The organism is Pseudomonas sp. 32A (genome assembly GCF_052682255.1).
This window is the reverse complement of record NZ_JBQYLY010000001.1, coordinates 2,997,043-3,012,390: the sequence shown is the minus strand read 5'-3', so window position 1 is coordinate 3,012,390 and position 15,348 is coordinate 2,997,043. Positions and strand designations below refer to the sequence as shown.

General features: G+C 61.2%; 13 protein-coding genes. 5 read left to right on the top strand and 8 right to left on the bottom strand.

Annotated elements, in window-relative coordinates; translation table 11 throughout:
- Positions 1 to 12: 12 nt before the first annotated feature.
- The 3 genes from ACUN0G_RS13625 to ACUN0G_RS13615 all read right to left on the bottom strand — a co-directional run bounded on the left by ACUN0G_RS13625 (position 13) and on the right by ACUN0G_RS13615 (position 5,086).
- Positions 13 to 2,046 (bottom strand): ABC transporter permease subunit, encoded by a 2,034-nt coding sequence (locus ACUN0G_RS13625; RefSeq protein WP_258348678.1) that lies wholly within the window; start codon positions 2,044 to 2,046, stop codon positions 13 to 15.
- Positions 2,047 to 2,476: 430 nt separating this feature from the next.
- Positions 2,477 to 3,466 (bottom strand): phosphate ABC transporter substrate-binding protein PstS, encoded by a 990-nt coding sequence (locus tag ACUN0G_RS13620; protein WP_076013198.1) that lies wholly within the window; start codon positions 3,464 to 3,466, stop codon positions 2,477 to 2,479.
- Between the two features lie 330 nt (positions 3,467 to 3,796).
- Positions 3,797 to 5,086 (bottom strand): MFS transporter, encoded by a 1,290-nt coding sequence (locus ACUN0G_RS13615; RefSeq protein WP_258342870.1) that lies wholly within the window; start codon positions 5,084 to 5,086, stop codon positions 3,797 to 3,799.
- 456 nt (positions 5,087 to 5,542) lie between these two features.
- On the opposite strand from ACUN0G_RS13615, the gene ACUN0G_RS13610 reads away from it, so the two are divergent.
- Together ACUN0G_RS13610 and ACUN0G_RS13605 are read left to right on the top strand one after the other, a co-directional pair.
- Positions 5,543 to 5,947, top strand: coding sequence for an acyl-CoA thioesterase (locus ACUN0G_RS13610; protein WP_003176975.1), 405 nt, complete (start codon positions 5,543 to 5,545; stop codon positions 5,945 to 5,947).
- A gap of 58 nt (positions 5,948 to 6,005) precedes the next feature.
- Positions 6,006 to 6,905 (top strand): D-hexose-6-phosphate mutarotase, encoded by a 900-nt coding sequence (locus tag ACUN0G_RS13605; RefSeq protein ID WP_445573659.1) that lies wholly within the window; start codon positions 6,006 to 6,008, stop codon positions 6,903 to 6,905.
- Positions 6,906 to 7,025: 120 nt separating this feature from the next.
- Here the strand turns inward: ACUN0G_RS13605 and ACUN0G_RS13600 are convergent, their stop codons facing one another.
- From ACUN0G_RS13600 to ACUN0G_RS13580, 5 genes are all read right to left on the bottom strand, one after another.
- Positions 7,026 to 7,559: a DUF3299 domain-containing protein gene (locus tag ACUN0G_RS13600; protein ID WP_201140735.1), complete on the bottom strand. Its 534-nt coding sequence runs from the start codon at positions 7,557 to 7,559 to the stop codon at positions 7,026 to 7,028.
- Positions 7,560 to 7,637: 78 nt separating this feature from the next.
- A complete protein-coding gene (locus ACUN0G_RS13595; RefSeq protein WP_445573658.1) occupies positions 7,638 to 7,883 on the bottom strand; it encodes a GlsB/YeaQ/YmgE family stress response membrane protein in 246 nt (81 codons plus the stop codon).
- 103 nt (positions 7,884 to 7,986) lie between these two features.
- The gene (locus ACUN0G_RS13590) at positions 7,987 to 9,072 is read right to left on the bottom strand and encodes a 5-(carboxyamino)imidazole ribonucleotide synthase (RefSeq protein WP_445573657.1); all 1,086 of its coding nucleotides are present in this window, start codon (positions 9,070 to 9,072) and stop codon (positions 7,987 to 7,989) included.
- A 12-nt stretch (positions 9,073 to 9,084) separates the two neighbouring features.
- Complete coding sequence (gene purE / locus ACUN0G_RS13585; protein WP_003195648.1) at positions 9,085 to 9,576, bottom strand: 5-(carboxyamino)imidazole ribonucleotide mutase; 492 nt, start codon at positions 9,574 to 9,576, stop codon at positions 9,085 to 9,087.
- A gap of 331 nt (positions 9,577 to 9,907) precedes the next feature.
- Complete coding sequence (locus ACUN0G_RS13580; protein ID WP_003213413.1) at positions 9,908 to 10,816, bottom strand: LysR substrate-binding domain-containing protein; 909 nt, start codon at positions 10,814 to 10,816, stop codon at positions 9,908 to 9,910.
- Positions 10,817 to 10,997: 181 nt separating this feature from the next.
- On the opposite strand from ACUN0G_RS13580, the gene aspA reads away from it, so the two are divergent.
- The 3 genes from aspA to ACUN0G_RS13565 all read left to right on the top strand — a co-directional run bounded on the left by aspA (position 10,998) and on the right by ACUN0G_RS13565 (position 15,321).
- On the top strand, positions 10,998 to 12,422 hold the full coding sequence (gene aspA / locus ACUN0G_RS13575; RefSeq protein WP_003213415.1) for an aspartate ammonia-lyase: 1,425 nt from the start codon (positions 10,998 to 11,000) through the stop codon (positions 12,420 to 12,422).
- A gap of 392 nt (positions 12,423 to 12,814) precedes the next feature.
- On the top strand, positions 12,815 to 14,266 hold the full coding sequence (locus tag ACUN0G_RS13570) for an alanine/glycine:cation symporter family protein (RefSeq protein ID WP_258342877.1): 1,452 nt from the start codon (positions 12,815 to 12,817) through the stop codon (positions 14,264 to 14,266).
- A 77-nt stretch (positions 14,267 to 14,343) separates the two neighbouring features.
- Positions 14,344 to 15,321, top strand: a complete 978-nt coding sequence (locus ACUN0G_RS13565; protein ID WP_445573656.1) for an asparaginase — start codon at positions 14,344 to 14,346, stop codon at positions 15,319 to 15,321.
- The last annotated feature ends 27 nt before the right edge of the window (positions 15,322 to 15,348 follow it).

Genomic DNA, 15,348 nt, shown 5'->3' with positions numbered 1-15,348 from the left:
CTTCTACCTTTCTTAAAGCGACGAGTATTTCTTGCGCAGACGCTGACGAATCAGCTCGGCGAGGGTGTTCATGACGAAGGTGAAGAGCAGCAGCACCAGCGCCGAGAGGAACAGCACGCGGTAGTGGCTGCCGCCGACTTCCGATTCGGGCATTTCCACCGCGACGTTCGCTGCCAGGGTGCGCAGGCCCTCAAACAGGTTCATCTCCATCACCGGCGTGTTACCAGTGGCCATCAGCACGATCATGGTTTCACCGACCGCGCGGCCCATGCCGATCATCAGTGCCGAGAAGATGCCCGGGCTGGCGGTCAGGATCACTACGCGCGTCATGGTCTGCCATGGCGTGGCACCCAGGGCCAGGGAGCCCAGGGTCAGGCCGCGCGGCACGCTGAATACGGCGTCTTCGGCGATGGAGTAGATGTTCGGGATCACCGCGAAACCCATGGCCAGGCCGACTACCAGGGCGTTGCGCTGGTCGTAGGTGATGCCCAGGTCGTGGGAGATCCACATGCGCATGTCGCCGCCGAAGAACCAGGTTTCCAGGTACGGGCTCATGTACAGCGAGAGCCAACCCACAAACAGGATCACCGGGATCAGGATCGCGCTCTCCCAGCCATCCGGGACCCGCAGGCGGATCGACTCAGGCAGGCGACTGAAGATGAAGCCGGCCACCAGGATGCCAATCGGCAGCAGCATCAGCAGGCTGAAGATCCCCGGCAAATGCCCTTCGACATACGGCGCCAGGAACAGGCCGGCGAAAAAGCCGAGGATTACCGTCGGCATCGCTTCCATCAACTCGATCACCGGCTTGACCTTGCGGCGCAGGCTCGGGGCCATGAAGTAGGCGGTGTAGATTGCAGCGGCGACGGCCAGTGGCGCGGCCAGCAGCATGGCGTAGAACGCGGCCTTCAGAGTACCGAAGGTCAGGGGCGCCAGGCTCATCTTGGGTTCGAAGTCGGTGTTGGCGGCGGTCGATTGCCAGACGTATTTAGGCTCGTCGTAGTTTTCGTACCAGACCTTGCTCCACAACGCGCTCCAGGAGACTTCCGGGTGCGGGTTGTCCAGCAGCAGCGGTTGCAGCTTGCCACCGGCTTCGACGATCACCCGGTTGGCCCGTGGCGACATGCCGAAGATACCGGTGCCATCGACCACCTGGTCCACCAGCAACGTGCGGTGGGCGGTGCTGTGGAACACGCCGAACTTGCCGGAGGCGTCGAGGGCAGTGAAGCCTTTGCGACGTTCTTCGGCGGTGATTTCAACGATAGGCGCGGTGCCCATCTGGAAAGTACGAATCTGCTTCAGGCGTTGTTCGCCGTCCGGGTCGCGGGCCATGAACCACTGCGCCAGGCCACCGCTGGAGTTACCGATGATCAGCGAGATGCCGCCCACCAGCTGGGTGCTGGCCGTGACTTGCGCCACGCCGTCGTCCAACAATTTGTAGCGACCGTTGAGGCTCTTGTCCCGCAGGCTGAACACATCGGCCTGGGCGCGGCCGTTGATCACGTACAGCCACTGTTGGCGCGGATCAACGAAGATGGCCTTCACCGGCTCGGCCATTTGCGGCAGTTCGATGCGCTTCTGCTCGGTGGTGACTTCCTCGGTCATCATGTTTTCTTCACGGCTGATGGACAGCACGTTCAGATGAGCTCCGCTGGAACCGGCCACCACCAGCGTCGAGTCGGTCGCGTTCAACGCGACGTGCTCAAGGGAGCGGCCTTGTTCGTCGAGGACGATCGGCGTTTCGCCATAAGGGTATTCGACGGCGGGCGAGATGGTCTTCTTGCCGTCCGGGTACGACACTTTATAAGTGTGGCGGAACACCAGCGACTGGCCGTTGGACAGGCCGAGGACCACCAGCGGGCTGCCGGGCTGGTCTTCACCGATGGAGGCGACGGTCACACCGGCCGGCAATGGCAGGTCAACGCGCTTGAGTTCGGCACCCGTGTCAACGTTGAAGAACAGCGCCTGGCCCTTGTCGGAAACCCGCATGGCGACCTGGTTCTGTTCTTCCATGGAGATCATCAGCGGTTTGCCGGCGTCCTGCAGCCAGGCAGGCGCGAGGGCGTCTTCCTTGGTCAGGTTGGCGCCGTGGAACAGCGGGGCGACCACGTAGGCGAGAAAGAAGAAGATCAAGGTGATAGCGCCCAGGACGGCAAGGCCGCCCACCAGCACGTACCAACGGGTCAGGCGGTCCTTGAGCGCGCGGATGCGGCGCTTGCGTTGCAGCTCAGGCGTATTGAAATCAATGCGCTTGGGGGGAGAAGTCGTCGTCATGGTGGAATTGGCCAGATCATTCATGCGCACACCCTAGCGATCCTGTATGACAGAAAGATGACAATGCAGTGACGCAAGAAATCCGCCGCGTAGCAGGGCTGGCAGCGGATTAAAAAATGGGAGGCGAGGTCCAGGTCTTACAGACCCCGCCCAGGCCTTGAACCGTGGGTAAACCCCGGTTCAAGGCAGGTTTACCGGAGGCTTATTTGCCACCTTCTTTCAAGCCCAGGTCAGCCAGTGCCTTGGCGGCAACTTTGGCTGGCAGCGGGATGTAGCCGTCTTTCACTACAACTTCCTGGCCCTGTTTGGACAGAACCAGCTTCACGAACTCGGCTTCCAGCGGGGCCAGAGGCTTGTTCGGGGCTTTGTTGACGTAGACGTAGAGGAAGCGCGACAGCGGGTATTTGCCGTTCAGGGCGTTTTCTTCGGTGTCTTCGATGAAGTCAGTGCTGCCTTTCTTGGCCAGGGCCACGGTCTTCACGCTGGCGGTTTTGTAACCGATGCCCGAGTAACCGATACCGTTCAGCGAGGAGCTGATGGACTGCACAACCGACGCCGAACCGGGTTGTTCGTTCACGTTAGGTTTGTAGTCGCCTTTGCACAGGGCTTCTTCTTTGAAGTAGCCGTAGGTGCCGGATACCGAGTTACGGCCGAACAGTTGCACTGGCTTGTTGGCCAGGTCGCCGGTCACGCCCAGGTCGCCCCAGGTTTTGACGTCAGCTTTGGCACCGCACAGGCGAGTCGAGGAGAAGATCGCGTCGACTTGCTCCATGGTCAGGTGCTGGATCGGGTTGTCCTTGTGCACGAACACGGCCAGGGCGTCCACGGCAACCGGGATAGCGGTTGGTTTGTAGCCGTACTTCTGCTCGAAGGCAGCCAGTTCGGTGTCCTTCATCTTGCGGCTCATCGGGCCCAGGTTGGAGGTGCCTTCAGTCAGCGCAGGAGGAGCAGTGGCGGAGCCGGCGGCCTGAATCTGGATGTTGACGTTCGGGTATTCCTTTTTGTAACCCTCAGCCCACAGGGTCATCAGGTTTGCCAGGGTATCGGAACCAACGCTGGACAGGTTGCCCGACACACCAGTGGTCTTCACGTAAGCCGGAATTGCCGGGTCAACACCAGCGGCTACCGCGTTAGCGGTCGCAACGCCAGCAGCGACAAAAGTCATTGCCGCCATCAAACGTTTCAGTTTCATGCCTTGCTCCTAGCAGATAGGGATAGTTGGATCGGGGCCAAGTATCGGTAGGCCGTGTGAACACTCTATGTCTGGAATATGACAATTAGATGAAAGGCCAGCATTTATGAAAAAGCTGACAGGAAGGAGAAACGTCAATAAATCCGGGGCTTGCGAGGAAGTTGGAGCGATTTCGTGGAAACAATCTGTAATCGTTGTAAGGCAAAATCTGTGGCGAGGGCGCTAGCTCCCGTTGGGTCGCGTAGCGACCCTCAAAATGGAACTGCTGCGCAGTTCAGCGGGAGCAAGCTCCCTCGCCACGAGGTTATCCGTCAGTTTTCAAAAAAAGTGTCAGCGCCCACGCTTCCACAGATACGCACCCACGGCCATCCCCATCACGCACAGGACAGCCACGTAGTAAGCAGGGCCCATCGGGCTTTCCTTCATCAGCAACGACACCGCCAAGGGTGTCAGGCCACCGAATACGGCATAGGCGACGTTGTAGGAAAACGACAAACCACTGAAACGCACCACTGGCGGGAACGCTTTCACCATGACATAGGGCACCACACCGATGGTGCCTACAAACAGGCCGGTCAAGGCGTACAACGGGAACAGCCAATCCGGGTGAGCCATCAGGCTGTGATAGAGCGTCCAGGACGTTGCCAGCAACAGCGCGCAACCGATGATCAGCACACGCCCGGCACCGAATCGGTCGGCCAGGGCCCCGGAGGCAATACACCCCAGGCTCAGGGTGACGATGGCCAGGCTATTGGCCTGCAGCGCCACCGTAGGGCTGAAGTGGTAGACGGTTTGCAGCACGGTCGGCGTCATCAGGATAACGACGACCACACCGGCCGAGAGCAACCAGGTCAGCAACATCGACAACACGATGGCGCCACGGTGGTCACGCAACACGGCGCGCAATGGCAGCTCGGCCGCCAGGGTCTTGCGCTGTTGCATCTCGGCGAAGATCGGGGTTTCGTGCAGCCAGCGACGCAGGTACACCGACAACAGGCCGAACACACCGCCCAGCAGGAACGGAATCCGCCAGGCGTAATCCGACACCTGCTCCGGGCTATAAAGGGTGTTGATGGCCGTGGCCACCAGCGAACCCAACAGAATGCCCGCCGTCAGGCCGCTGGTCAGGGTGCCACAGGCATAACCGATGTGACGGGGCGGCACGTGCTCGGAAACGAATACCCACGCGCCTGGCACTTCACCGCCAATCGCCGCGCCCTGAATCACGCGCATCAGCAGCAACAGGATCGGCGCCCACAGGCCGATCTGTGCATAGGTCGGCAGCAGGCCCATGATCAGGGTCGGCACGGCCATCATGAAGATGCTCAGGGTGAACATCTTCTTGCGCCCCAGCAGGTCGCCGAAGTGCGCCATGATGATCCCGCCCAGCGGCCGCGCCAGGTAGCCGGCGGCGAAAATACCGAAGGTCTGCATCATGCGCAGCCATTCGGGCATCTCGGCTGGGAAAAACAGTTTCCCGACCACCGTGGCGAAAAACACGAAAATGATGAAGTCGTAGAACTCCAGCGCCCCGCCCAAGGCAGACAGCGACAGGGTTTTGTAGTCGTTGCGGGTCAGCGGGCGCGAAGGTTGCGCACTGCTTGCGGGCACGGAGGACATGGCAAGGCTTCTCTTATAGTAGTCAGGACGGCAAGCCCGGGACTTGCGGCAGGCTTGGCAAGATAGCAAATCGCTTGAAAAAGCACAGCGTTGGGCCGTTAACAGTTCAGATAAGCGAAATATTCCCGTAGCAGAAGCGCAATTAGCATGAGCAGGAGCACAGTTGCCGGAAAAAGCCGCGATACAGCGTCTATTTACCGACCAAATGAGCGACGGGAGGTCGTCGTGGCGCCGACGGCTCGATATACTCGCCCATTGCAAGCGCCAGACCCGCATCCTTGAGGGGCTGCTGTGCCAAAACGCCGTTGGTGTCCCTCCAGCCGATTTGGCAGAGTTTCCCTTTAGTACGCCTTACGAGAAACGCATCGAGCGGTGTATGTTGGTGCTGAAACGTTTTTCCAGAGACGGCTATCCACTTGAAATACCCATAAAGCGTCACGGGTCAGAGGCACCGGCATGATCGAACTCGAACAAGAAGATCCTATCCCGCAAGGCGATCTCGCCCTGCAAATTACCGCACTCCCGCGTGAAACCAACGGTTTCGGCGACATCTTCGGCGGCTGGCTGGTCGCGCAGATGGACCTGGCCGGCACGGCCATGGCGAGCAAGGTTGCCGGTGGCCGCGTCGCGACCGTGGCGATTGATCGCATGGCATTCCTGGTGCCCGTGGCCGTCGGCGCACAGTTGTCTTTCTATACCCAGGCCCTGGAAATCGGCCGCAGCTCGATCCAGATGATGGTCGAAGTGTGGAGCGACGACCCGCTGTCCAGCGAATGGCGCAAAGTCACCGAAGCTGTGTTTGTGTTCGTTGCCATCGATGGCAGCGGTCGCACCCGGTCGGTTCCGTCGCGGGCGCGTTAAACATCGCGACGTTTTGACGGTCCATTGCCCCATTGTCTGCCATTGAGAGCGCGCGCCTATGTCTACGCCCAACGTTGAAACCGTAAAACTGGATGAGCTGAACGCTTGGCGCATCCACTATAACGGGGCCGAATTGGTAGTGGCCCAGCAAGGCGCGCATATCGTCAGCTACCAGCGCGCTGGCGAGAAGCCAATCATCTGGCCCAACGATCAGGTGGTGTTCAAGAAAGGCAAAGGCATTCGTACCGGCGTGCCGGTGTGCTGGCCATGGTTTGGCGTGTTCGACCGCAATCCGCAAAGCGTCAAGGCCATGTACCAGGGCGACGAGCCGGCTGGGGCGCATGGTTTCGTACGGACCGCCGACTGGACGTTGGCTGGTGTTGAAGCTGAAGGCACGGCGTTGCGGGTTGAACTGGAACTGCCGGTGCCTGAAGGCGGCTTCCCGGGTTGGCCGCATCCAGTTGACCTGACGATGAGCATCCTGCTGGATGATCAACTGCACATCCGCCTGACCAGCCACAACCGTGGCACCGAGACCGTCAGCCTCAGCCAGGCGCTGCACAGTTATTTTGCGGTCAGTGATGTGCGCAACGTGCAGGTCGACGGCCTGGACGGGCGGGCCTATATCGATACCGCCGACGGCTGGACCCACAAGCAGCAATCCGGGCTGCTGCACTTCACCGCCGAGACCGACCGCATCTACCTCGACACGCCGGCGCAACTGAACATTGTCGATAAAGACTGGCAGCGTCGCGTTCAACTCACCAGCACAGGCTCGCATTCGACGGTGATCTGGAACCCGTGGACCGAACGCGCCAAGGCTTTCGCCGACATGGCCGACGACGGCTGGCAGGGGATGTTGTGCATCGAGACCGCAAACGTGCTGGATGATGCAGTGACACTGGCGCCGGGTGAAAGCCATACCTTGGGCGTGAGCATCGCCGGTATTGCCCTGTAAACCCGATCAAAAATGTGGGAGCGGGCTTGCTCGCGAATGCGGTTTTCCAGTTAGTGCATGTGCTGACTGACACACCGCTTTCGCGAGCAAGCCCGCTCCCACATTAGGTGCTGTGTCAGATCAGAGATCCGACTCTTTGACCGCCCGCACTTTCCCCGCATCCAGCGCATACGCCGCATCGGCCAGGTCATTGTTGACCTTTTCCACCTTCAGCGTGCCCGTCACCCACAGCGGCGTATAGATGTCATCCAGCTTCAAACCCTTGGGATAACGCACCAGCACCAACTGGTTGGGCGGCGGTGGCGGCACGTGAATGCAGGCGCCCGGGTAAGGCACCAGGAAGAACAGCGTGCTGCGGCCCTTCGCGTCGGTTTCCAGCGGCACAGGGTAGCCGCCGATGCGGATGTTCTTGCCGTTCATGGCAGCCACGGTCTTGGTGGAATACATCACCGCCGGCAAGCCCTTGCTCTGCTTCAGGCCACCCTTTTCGGTGAACGTGCCTTGGGCTTCCGGGGAGTTGTGGTCGATTTCCGGCATTTCTTCGAGGGCTTTCTGGTCCGACTTGGGCATCAGTTCCAGCCAGTCGGTTTCCGGCAGTTCGCCAGCGTGGGCCAACCCGGTGCATAGAAGAAGGGATAACAGAAGACGGCGCATGGAGAGGCTCGGCATGGATTACAGTGCCGGCATTCTAGCCCTCTGCGCCTGCGCAGCGCAGAGGGCTTGGTCGCTAAATTACTTCTTTTTCAGCAGACCGTAGATCACCAGCAGCACCACCGCACCCACCAGCGCACCAAGGAAGCCTGCGCCTTGGCCCGCCTGATAGATGCCCAGTGCCTGGCCACCATAGGTCGCAACCAGCGAACCGGCGATACCCAGCAGGATGGTCATGATCCAGCCCATGCTGTCGTCGCCTGGCTTCAGGAAACGCGCCAGCAGGCCGACGATCAAACCGATAAAGATGGTCCCAATGATACCCATGGCATTTCCCTCTGATTGAAGTGAGCTAAGTCAAAGCCTAGTCAGACTTTGGCTTCCTGCAATCAGAGGGTGGCGGGTACCAATGGTTCCGCCCGGCCTTGGGTTATTGCTCGGCGATCAGCGCTTCGACCTTGAGGATCTGCGCTTGCAGCGTCGCGCGGTCCTTGCAGCACAGGTTGGCGTGGCCGACCTTGCGCCCGGCCTTGAACGCCTTGCCGTAGTGATGCAGATGGCAGTCATCAATCGCGATCACGCGATCAACCGGCGGCACCACGCCGATGAAGTTGAGCATGGCGCTCTCGCCGACCTTGGCCGTGGAACCCAACGGCAAGCCCGCCACCGCCCGCAGGTGGTTTTCGAACTGGCTGCACTCGGCGCCTTCGGTGGTCCAGTGCCCGGAGTTGTGCACCCGCGGAGCGATTTCGTTGGCCTTGAGGCCGCCGTCGACTTCAAAGAACTCGAACGCCATCACGCCGACGTAATCCAGTTGCTTCAGCACACGGCTCGAATAATCTTCGGCCAGGGCTTGCAGCGGGTGGTCGGTGCTGGCCACGGACAGCTTGAGGATGCCGCTGTCGTGGGTGTTGTGTACCAGCGGGTAGAAACGGGTTTCACCATCCCGCGCGCGCACGGCAATCAGCGAGACTTCACCGGTGAACGGCACGAAGCCTTCCAGCAGGCAGGCAACGCTGCCCAGTTCGGCGAAGGTACCAACCACGTCATCAGCGGTGCGCAGGACTTTCTGGCCCTTGCCGTCGTACCCCAGGGTGCGGGTCTTCAGCACGGCCGGCAGGCCGATGGAGGCGACTGCGGCGTCCAGGTCAGCCTGGGACTGGATGTCGGCGAAGGCCGGCGTCGGGATGCCCAGGTCCTTGAACATGCTCTTCTCGAACCAGCGGTCACGCGCGATGCGCAAGGCTTCGGCGCTCGGGTACACCGGCACGAACTGCGACAGGAAGGCCACGGTTTCAGCCGGGACACTTTCGAACTCGAAGGTCACCAGGTCGACTTCATCGGCCAGTTGGCGCAGGTGATCCGGGTCGCTGTAATCAGCCCGCAGATGTTCACCCAACGCAGCCGCACAGGCGTCCGGCGCCGGGTCCAGGAAAGCGAAGTTCATCCCCAGCGGCGTACCCGCCAGGGCCAGCATGCGGCCCAGTTGGCCGCCACCGATTACACCGATTTTCATCAATCAACAACCTCAGGCAATGCGTGGGTCTGGATTGTCCAGGACGCTGTCTGTCTGTTCAGCACGGAATTTTTTCAGCACCGCGTGGAACTGCGGGTGCTTGGCGCCGAGAATGCTGGCGGACAGCAAGGCTGCGTTGATCGCGCCGGCCTTGCCGATCGCCAGGGTGGCCACCGGAATACCGGCGGGCATCTGCACGATGGACAACAGCGAATCCACGCCCGAGAGCATCGACGACTGCACCGGTACGCCAAGCACTGGCAGGTGAGTCTTGGCGGCACACATGCCTGGCAAGTGAGCTGCACCGCCGGCACCGGCGATAATCACCTCGATGCCACGGGATTCTGCCTCATCGGCATACTGGAACAGCAAATCCGGAGTGCGGTGGGCGGAAACCACCTTCACTTCATAGGGAATGCCGAGTTTTTCCAGCATATCGGCGGTGTGGCTAAGGGTGGACCAATCGGACTTGGAGCCCATGATCACGCCAACCAATGCACTCATCGTCGTGCCTCTTCTCTCTGGGCGCCCGCAGGCGCGTCAAAAAACAACAAGCCACGCGGGAAATCCAGCGTGGCTTGTTGTACGAATTAAGGCCGGTTGGACCGGCCGAAGGCCGCGCAGTATACCGTAATAACGCAGATAAACAGCCCCTGGAATGACCATCTGTCTTACACCTCAACAGGCGGTTTTATTGACTTCCAGGTCAGCGAACACACCAGAAAACTAATGTGGGAGCGGGCTTGCTCGCGAAGGCGGTGGATCAGCCACAGATGGGTTGACTGACACTACGCTTTCGCGAGCAAGCCCGCTCCCACATTTGATCTGTGTGGGCTCAGGTATTCTGCGCCGCACCACCTTCCAGCTTGCGCCACAACAACCGCACGTTCGCCTTGCGCACCAACGCGCAGCGATACAACCGGATTTCCAGCGGCACATGCCATTGCGGGCCGCCGCACACCACCAGTTCGCCCCGGGCCAACTCGGCGCGCACGCTCAACTGCGGCACCCAGGCGATGCCCAAGCCTTCGAGGGCCATGCTTTTCAAGCTGTCGGCCATGGCGGTTTCATAAATCGTGGTAAAGCGCAGCGCCCGCTGACGCAGCAGCAGGTTTACCGAGCGCCCCAGGAAAGCCCCGGCGCTGTAGGCCAGCAGCGGCACGCTGCCCTCGCCTTCCAGGTCGAACAGCGGCTTACCGTCAGCATCGGCGGCGCACACCGGCAGCATCTCGGTGTTGCCCAGGTGCAGCGACGGGAAGATCTCCGGGTCCATCTGCATCGCCGCATCCGGGTCGTAGAACGCCAGCATCAAATCGCAACCGCCTTCGCGCAGCGCATGCACTGCGTCGCCCACGTTGGTGGCGACCAACCGCGTGGCGATGTTCAGCCCTTCGTTGCGCAACTGCGCGATCCAGCGCGGGAAGAAGCCCAACGCCAGGGAGTGCGCCGCCGCGACTTGCATGACTTCGCCCTGCCCGCCTTCCAGGTGATGGAGGTGGCGGAGCACTTCACCCAGTTGCTCGACCACGGTACGCGCGGTGACCAGGAATAACTGCCCCGCCGCCGTCAGTTCGACCGGCGTGCGCGAACGATTGACCAGGGTCAGCCCCAGCGCGGCCTCCAGGCTGCGGATGCGCCGACTGAACGCCGGCTGGGTGACAAAGCGCCGCTCCGCCGCCTGGGAGAAGCTGCGGGTGGCAGCCAGGGCGCTAAAGTCTTCCAGCCATTTGCTTTCAAGGTTCATCACATCCTCCCGGGGCATGCACCATTTTGGCACACACGACCGTTATGGTAACGGGGTCACACCGACATTATGCCGTTTATGCATAGGCCAGTGTTTAACAGCATTGGCCCTAAATCTCCTGCAAGCCTAGCATTCACAGCGTTCCGGCCTAGCCCGGGTCCATATCGAGATGATTTCCGTCATGTCCTCCGCTGCATCTTTCCGCACAGAAAAAGACCTGCTTGGCGTACTCGAAGTACCCGCTCAAGCGTACTACGGCATCCAGACCCTGCGAGCGGTGAATAACTTCCGTCTCTCGGGCGTTCCGATTTCGCATTACCCGAAATTGGTGGTCGGCCTGGCAATGGTCAAGCAGGCAGCTGCTGACGCCAACCGTGAGTTGGGCCAGCTCAGCGAAGCCAAGCACGCTGCCATCAGCGAAGCCTGTGCCCGTCTGATCCGCGGCGATTTCCACGAAGAGTTCGTGGTGGACATGATTCAAGGCGGCGCTGGCACTTCAACCAACATGAATGCCAACGAAGTCATCGCCAACATCGCGCTGGAGGCCATGGGCCACAGCAAGGGCGAATACCAATACCTGCACCCGAACAACGACGTGAACATGGCGCAGTCGACCAACGACGCCTACCCGACCGCGATCCGCCTGGGTCTGCTGCTGGGCCACGACGCTCTGCTGGCCAGCCTCGACAGCCTGATCCAGGCGTTCGCCGCCAAAGGTGAAGAGTTCAGCCACGTCTTGAAGATGGGCCGTACCCAGCTGCAAGACGCCGTGCCGATGACCCTCGGCCAGGAATTCCGTGCCTTCGCCACCACCCTCGGTGAAGACCTGGCTCGCTTGAAGACCCTGGCGCCTGAGCTGCTGACTGAAGTGAACCTGGGCGGCACCGCCATCGGTACCGGCATCAACGCCGACCCGCGTTACCAGGCCCTGGCCGTTCAACGCCTGGCCACCATCAGCGGCCAGCCGCTGGTACCGGCTGCCGACCTGATCGAAGCCACCTCCGACATGGGCGCCTTCGTGTTGTTCTCCGGCATGCTCAAGCGTACCGCGGTGAAGCTGTCGAAGATCTGCAACGACTTGCGCCTGCTGTCCAGCGGCCCACGCACCGGCATCAACGAAATCAACCTGCCAGCGCGTCAGCCAGGCAGCTCGATCATGCCCGGCAAGGTCAACCCGGTCATCCCGGAAGCCGTGAACCAGGTCGCGTTCCAGATCATCGGTAACGACTTGGCACTGACCATCGCGGCCGAAGGCGGCCAGCTGCAACTGAACGTGATGGAGCCGCTGATCGCCTACAAGATCTTCGACTCGATCCGCCTGCTGCAACGCGCCATGGACATGCTGCGCGAGCACTGCATCGTCGGCATCACCGCCAACGAAGCCCGCTGCCGCGAACTGGTGGAGCACTCCATCGGCCTGGTCACCGCGCTGAACCCGTACATCGGCTATGAAAACGCCACCCGCATCGCCCGTATTGCCCTTGAAAGCGGCCGCGGCGTGCTGGAACTGGTGCGCGAAGAAGGCTTGCTCGACGACGCCATGCTCGACGACATCCTGCGCCCCGAAAACATGATCGCTCCACGTTTGGTCCCGTTGAAGGCCTAAGCGTTTGTTGCACCGCTCACCAGGTTGAGGGACTAGACACCTCTCACCTTTTGAGGGCCTGAAGGCTCGTTCTTCAGGCCCTTTTTTTTGCCTTACGGTTGCGAAATGATGCCTATAAAAACTCCAAGATCGCCCCACAAACCCGCCTTGCCCGTAACGCCTTGGCTGAAACCTTTAATCGCCTCGTGCAGACGGATCACACACTCCTAGGTATAGTGCCGCCCCTCTTCGCGTCAGCGGTCGTCGGTAACGAGACCCTGGGAAGCGCGAAACCGCATGAATAACAACACCCGCAAAAGGATTGGGGTCGAAGCGTCGTGCACTGCCTGGTGCCGAGCGATGCGCCGGACCGTCCTGCGTTTGCCATTAGAAAAATCAGCGAGGAACACTCCATGCTAGAAGTCATCAACGACTTCCTCTCAGGGAAAGTATTGATCGTGCTCATTGTCGGGCTAGGTGGTTACTTCACGATCCGCTCGCGTTTCGTTCAGTTGCGTCACTTTTTCCACATGTTTTCGGTGTTTCGCGACAGCCTGAAAAGCAGCGCCGGCCAACTCAGTTCGTTCCAGGCGCTGATGCTCAGCCTCGCCGGGCGCGTGGGTGCCGGCAACATCGCAGGCGTCGGCATTGCCGTGACCCTGGGTGGCCCGGGCGCCGTATTCTGGATGTGGGTCACCGCACTGGTGGGCATGTCTTCGAGCTTTATCGAATGCTCCCTTGGCCAGCTCTACAAACGCACCGACGCTGAAGGCACCTACCGTGGCGGCCCGGCGTATTACATCCAGCACGGCCTGCACAAGCGCTGGTTGGGCATGGTGATGGCGTTCCTGCTGCTGGTGACCTTCGGTTTCGCCTTCAACGGTCTGCAAGCCCACGCCGTCACCCACTCGCTGAACAACGCGTTTGGCCTCGACACCACCTACACCGGCCTCGCCCTGGCGGTGCTGCTGGGCCTGGTGTTCATCGGTGGGATCAAGCGTATCGCCTCGATCGCCGACCTGCTGGTGCCGGTCAAGACCCTGGTCTACATCGCGGTGACCCTGTATGTGATCGTGCTGCAATTCGACCACGTGCCGGCCATGCTCGCGACCATCGTCAAGAGCGCCTTCGGCCTCGACCAAGCCTTCGGCGGCCTGGTGGGCAGCGCGATCATCATGGGCGTGAAACGCGGCGTGTTCGCCAACGAAGCCGGCCTGGGCAGTGCGCCTAACGTGGCGGCAGTCGCGTCGGTAGAGCACCCGATCGCCCAAGGCGTGGTGCAAGCGTTCAGCGTGTTCCTCGACACCTTCGTGATTTGCACCTGCACCGCGTTGCTGATCCTGCTCTCGGGTTTCTACACCCCAGGCTTCGAAGGCGACGGCATTGCCCTGACCCAGAACTCCCTGGCGGCAGTCGTGGGTGACTGGGGCCGGATGTTCATCTCGGTGGCCCTGGCGTTGTTCGTGTTCACCTCGATCATGTACAACTACTACCTCGGCGAGAGCAACCTGCGCTTCATCGTGGGCGATAACCGCAAGGTCCTGATGGGCTACCGCGCGCTGGTACTGGTGCTGATTTTCTGGGGTTCCATCGAGAACCTGAGCACCGTGTTCGCCTTCGCCGACATCACCATGACCATGCTGGCGTTCGTCAACCTGTTCGCCCTGGCGTTCCTGTTCAAGATCGCCATGCGCATCCTGAATGACTACGACGGCCAGCGTGCCGCAGGTATCAAGACTCCGGTGTTTGATTCCAGCAAGTTCCCGGACCTGGACCTGGACCGCAAGGCGTGGCCGGCGAATCCGGTGAAGCCTGAGCCAACCGCTCAAGCATCGGCTGAACTGAGCGCTCAAACGCAACGCTAAACCTAGATAGATGACACGCCGCCCGGCCTTGGGCATGCTCTGGGCCCGGCGGCGTTTTTCGTTCAGGAGATTCTTCAATGCAACCAGCCAACAACGTCATGGTGCTCTACACCGGCGGCACCATCGGCATGCAGGCCAGTGCCAATGGCCTGGCCCCCGCTTCGGGTTTTGAAGCGCGCATGCGCGAGCAACTTGCCCACCTGCAAGCACCCGCCTGGCGTTTCCGGGAAATGTCCCCACTGATCGACAGCGCCAACATGACCCCCGCCTACTGGCAGCGCCTGCGCGCCGCCGTGATCGAGGCAGTGGACGAGGGTTGCGACGCCGTACTGGTGCTGCACGGCACCGACACGCTGGCCTACAGCGCGGCCGCCATGAGTTTCCAACTGCTGGGCCTGCCCGCGCCGGTGCTGTTTACCGGCTCGATGCTACCGGCCGGTGTGCCCGACAGCGATGCCTGGGAAAACGTCAGCGGTGCGCTGGTAGCCCTGAGCCAAGGCCTGGCGCCGGGCGTGCAACTGTACTTCCACGGTGCACTGATGGCCCCGACCCGCTGCGCGAAAATCCGCAGTTTTGGTCGCCACCCGTTTGCCGCGTTGCAGCGTAACGGCGGCGTCGCCCAAGCTGAGCTGGTTCCGGCGGCGCTGCATTACCGCCAGGCCAAGGCGCTGGCCAATGTGGGCGTGCTGCCACTGGTGCCGGGCATCGCCGCCGCGCAATTGGACGGGTTGATCGACAGCGGCATCCAGGCGCTGATACTGGAATGCTTCGGCAGCGGCACCGGGCCGAGCGACAACCCGCAGTTCCTCGCCAGCCTCCAGCGTGCGCAGGATAACGGCGTGGTGGTAGTGGCAATCACCCAATGCCATGAAGGCGGTGTGGAGCTGGATGTGTACGAAGCCGGTAGCCGCTTGCGTGGCGTGGGCGTGTTGTCAGGTGGCGGGATGACCCGCGAAGCTGCGTTCGGCAAGCTCAATGCGCTGTTGGGTGGCGGCCTGCCCGTGGCAGAAGTGCGTCGCCTGGTAGAACTCGACCTGTGTGGCGAGCTGAGCTGACCTACATATCCACCGCTCTCCCTGGCG

Bases quoted from the DNA above. Each gene is read 5' to 3' on its own strand.
- ACUN0G_RS13615 (WP_258342870.1), bottom strand. From the start codon at position 5,086: ATGTCCTCCGTGCCCGCAAGCAGTGCGCAACCTTCGCGCCCGCTGACC.
- ACUN0G_RS13600 (WP_201140735.1), bottom strand. From the start codon at position 7,559: ATGCGCCGTCTTCTGTTATCCCTTCTTCTATGCACCGGGTTGGCCCAC.
- purE (WP_003195648.1), bottom strand. From the start codon at position 9,576: ATGAGTGCATTGGTTGGCGTGATCATGGGCTCCAAGTCCGATTGGTCC.
- ACUN0G_RS13595 (WP_445573658.1), bottom strand. From the start codon at position 7,883: ATGGGTATCATTGGGACCATCTTTATCGGTTTGATCGTCGGCCTGCTG.
- aspA (WP_003213415.1), top strand. From the start codon at position 10,998: ATGTCCTCCGCTGCATCTTTCCGCACAGAAAAAGACCTGCTTGGCGTA.
- ACUN0G_RS13610 (WP_003176975.1), top strand. From the start codon at position 5,543: ATGATCGAACTCGAACAAGAAGATCCTATCCCGCAAGGCGATCTCGCC.
- ACUN0G_RS13565 (WP_445573656.1), top strand. From the start codon at position 14,344: ATGCAACCAGCCAACAACGTCATGGTGCTCTACACCGGCGGCACCATC.
- ACUN0G_RS13605 (WP_445573659.1), top strand. From the start codon at position 6,006: ATGTCTACGCCCAACGTTGAAACCGTAAAACTGGATGAGCTGAACGCT.
- ACUN0G_RS13580 (WP_003213413.1), bottom strand. From the start codon at position 10,816: ATGAACCTTGAAAGCAAATGGCTGGAAGACTTTAGCGCCCTGGCTGCC.
- ACUN0G_RS13620 (WP_076013198.1), bottom strand. From the start codon at position 3,466: ATGAAACTGAAACGTTTGATGGCGGCAATGACTTTTGTCGCTGCTGGC.
- ACUN0G_RS13570 (WP_258342877.1), top strand. From the start codon at position 12,815: ATGCTAGAAGTCATCAACGACTTCCTCTCAGGGAAAGTATTGATCGTG.
- ACUN0G_RS13590 (WP_445573657.1), bottom strand. From the start codon at position 9,072: ATGAAAATCGGTGTAATCGGTGGCGGCCAACTGGGCCGCATGCTGGCC.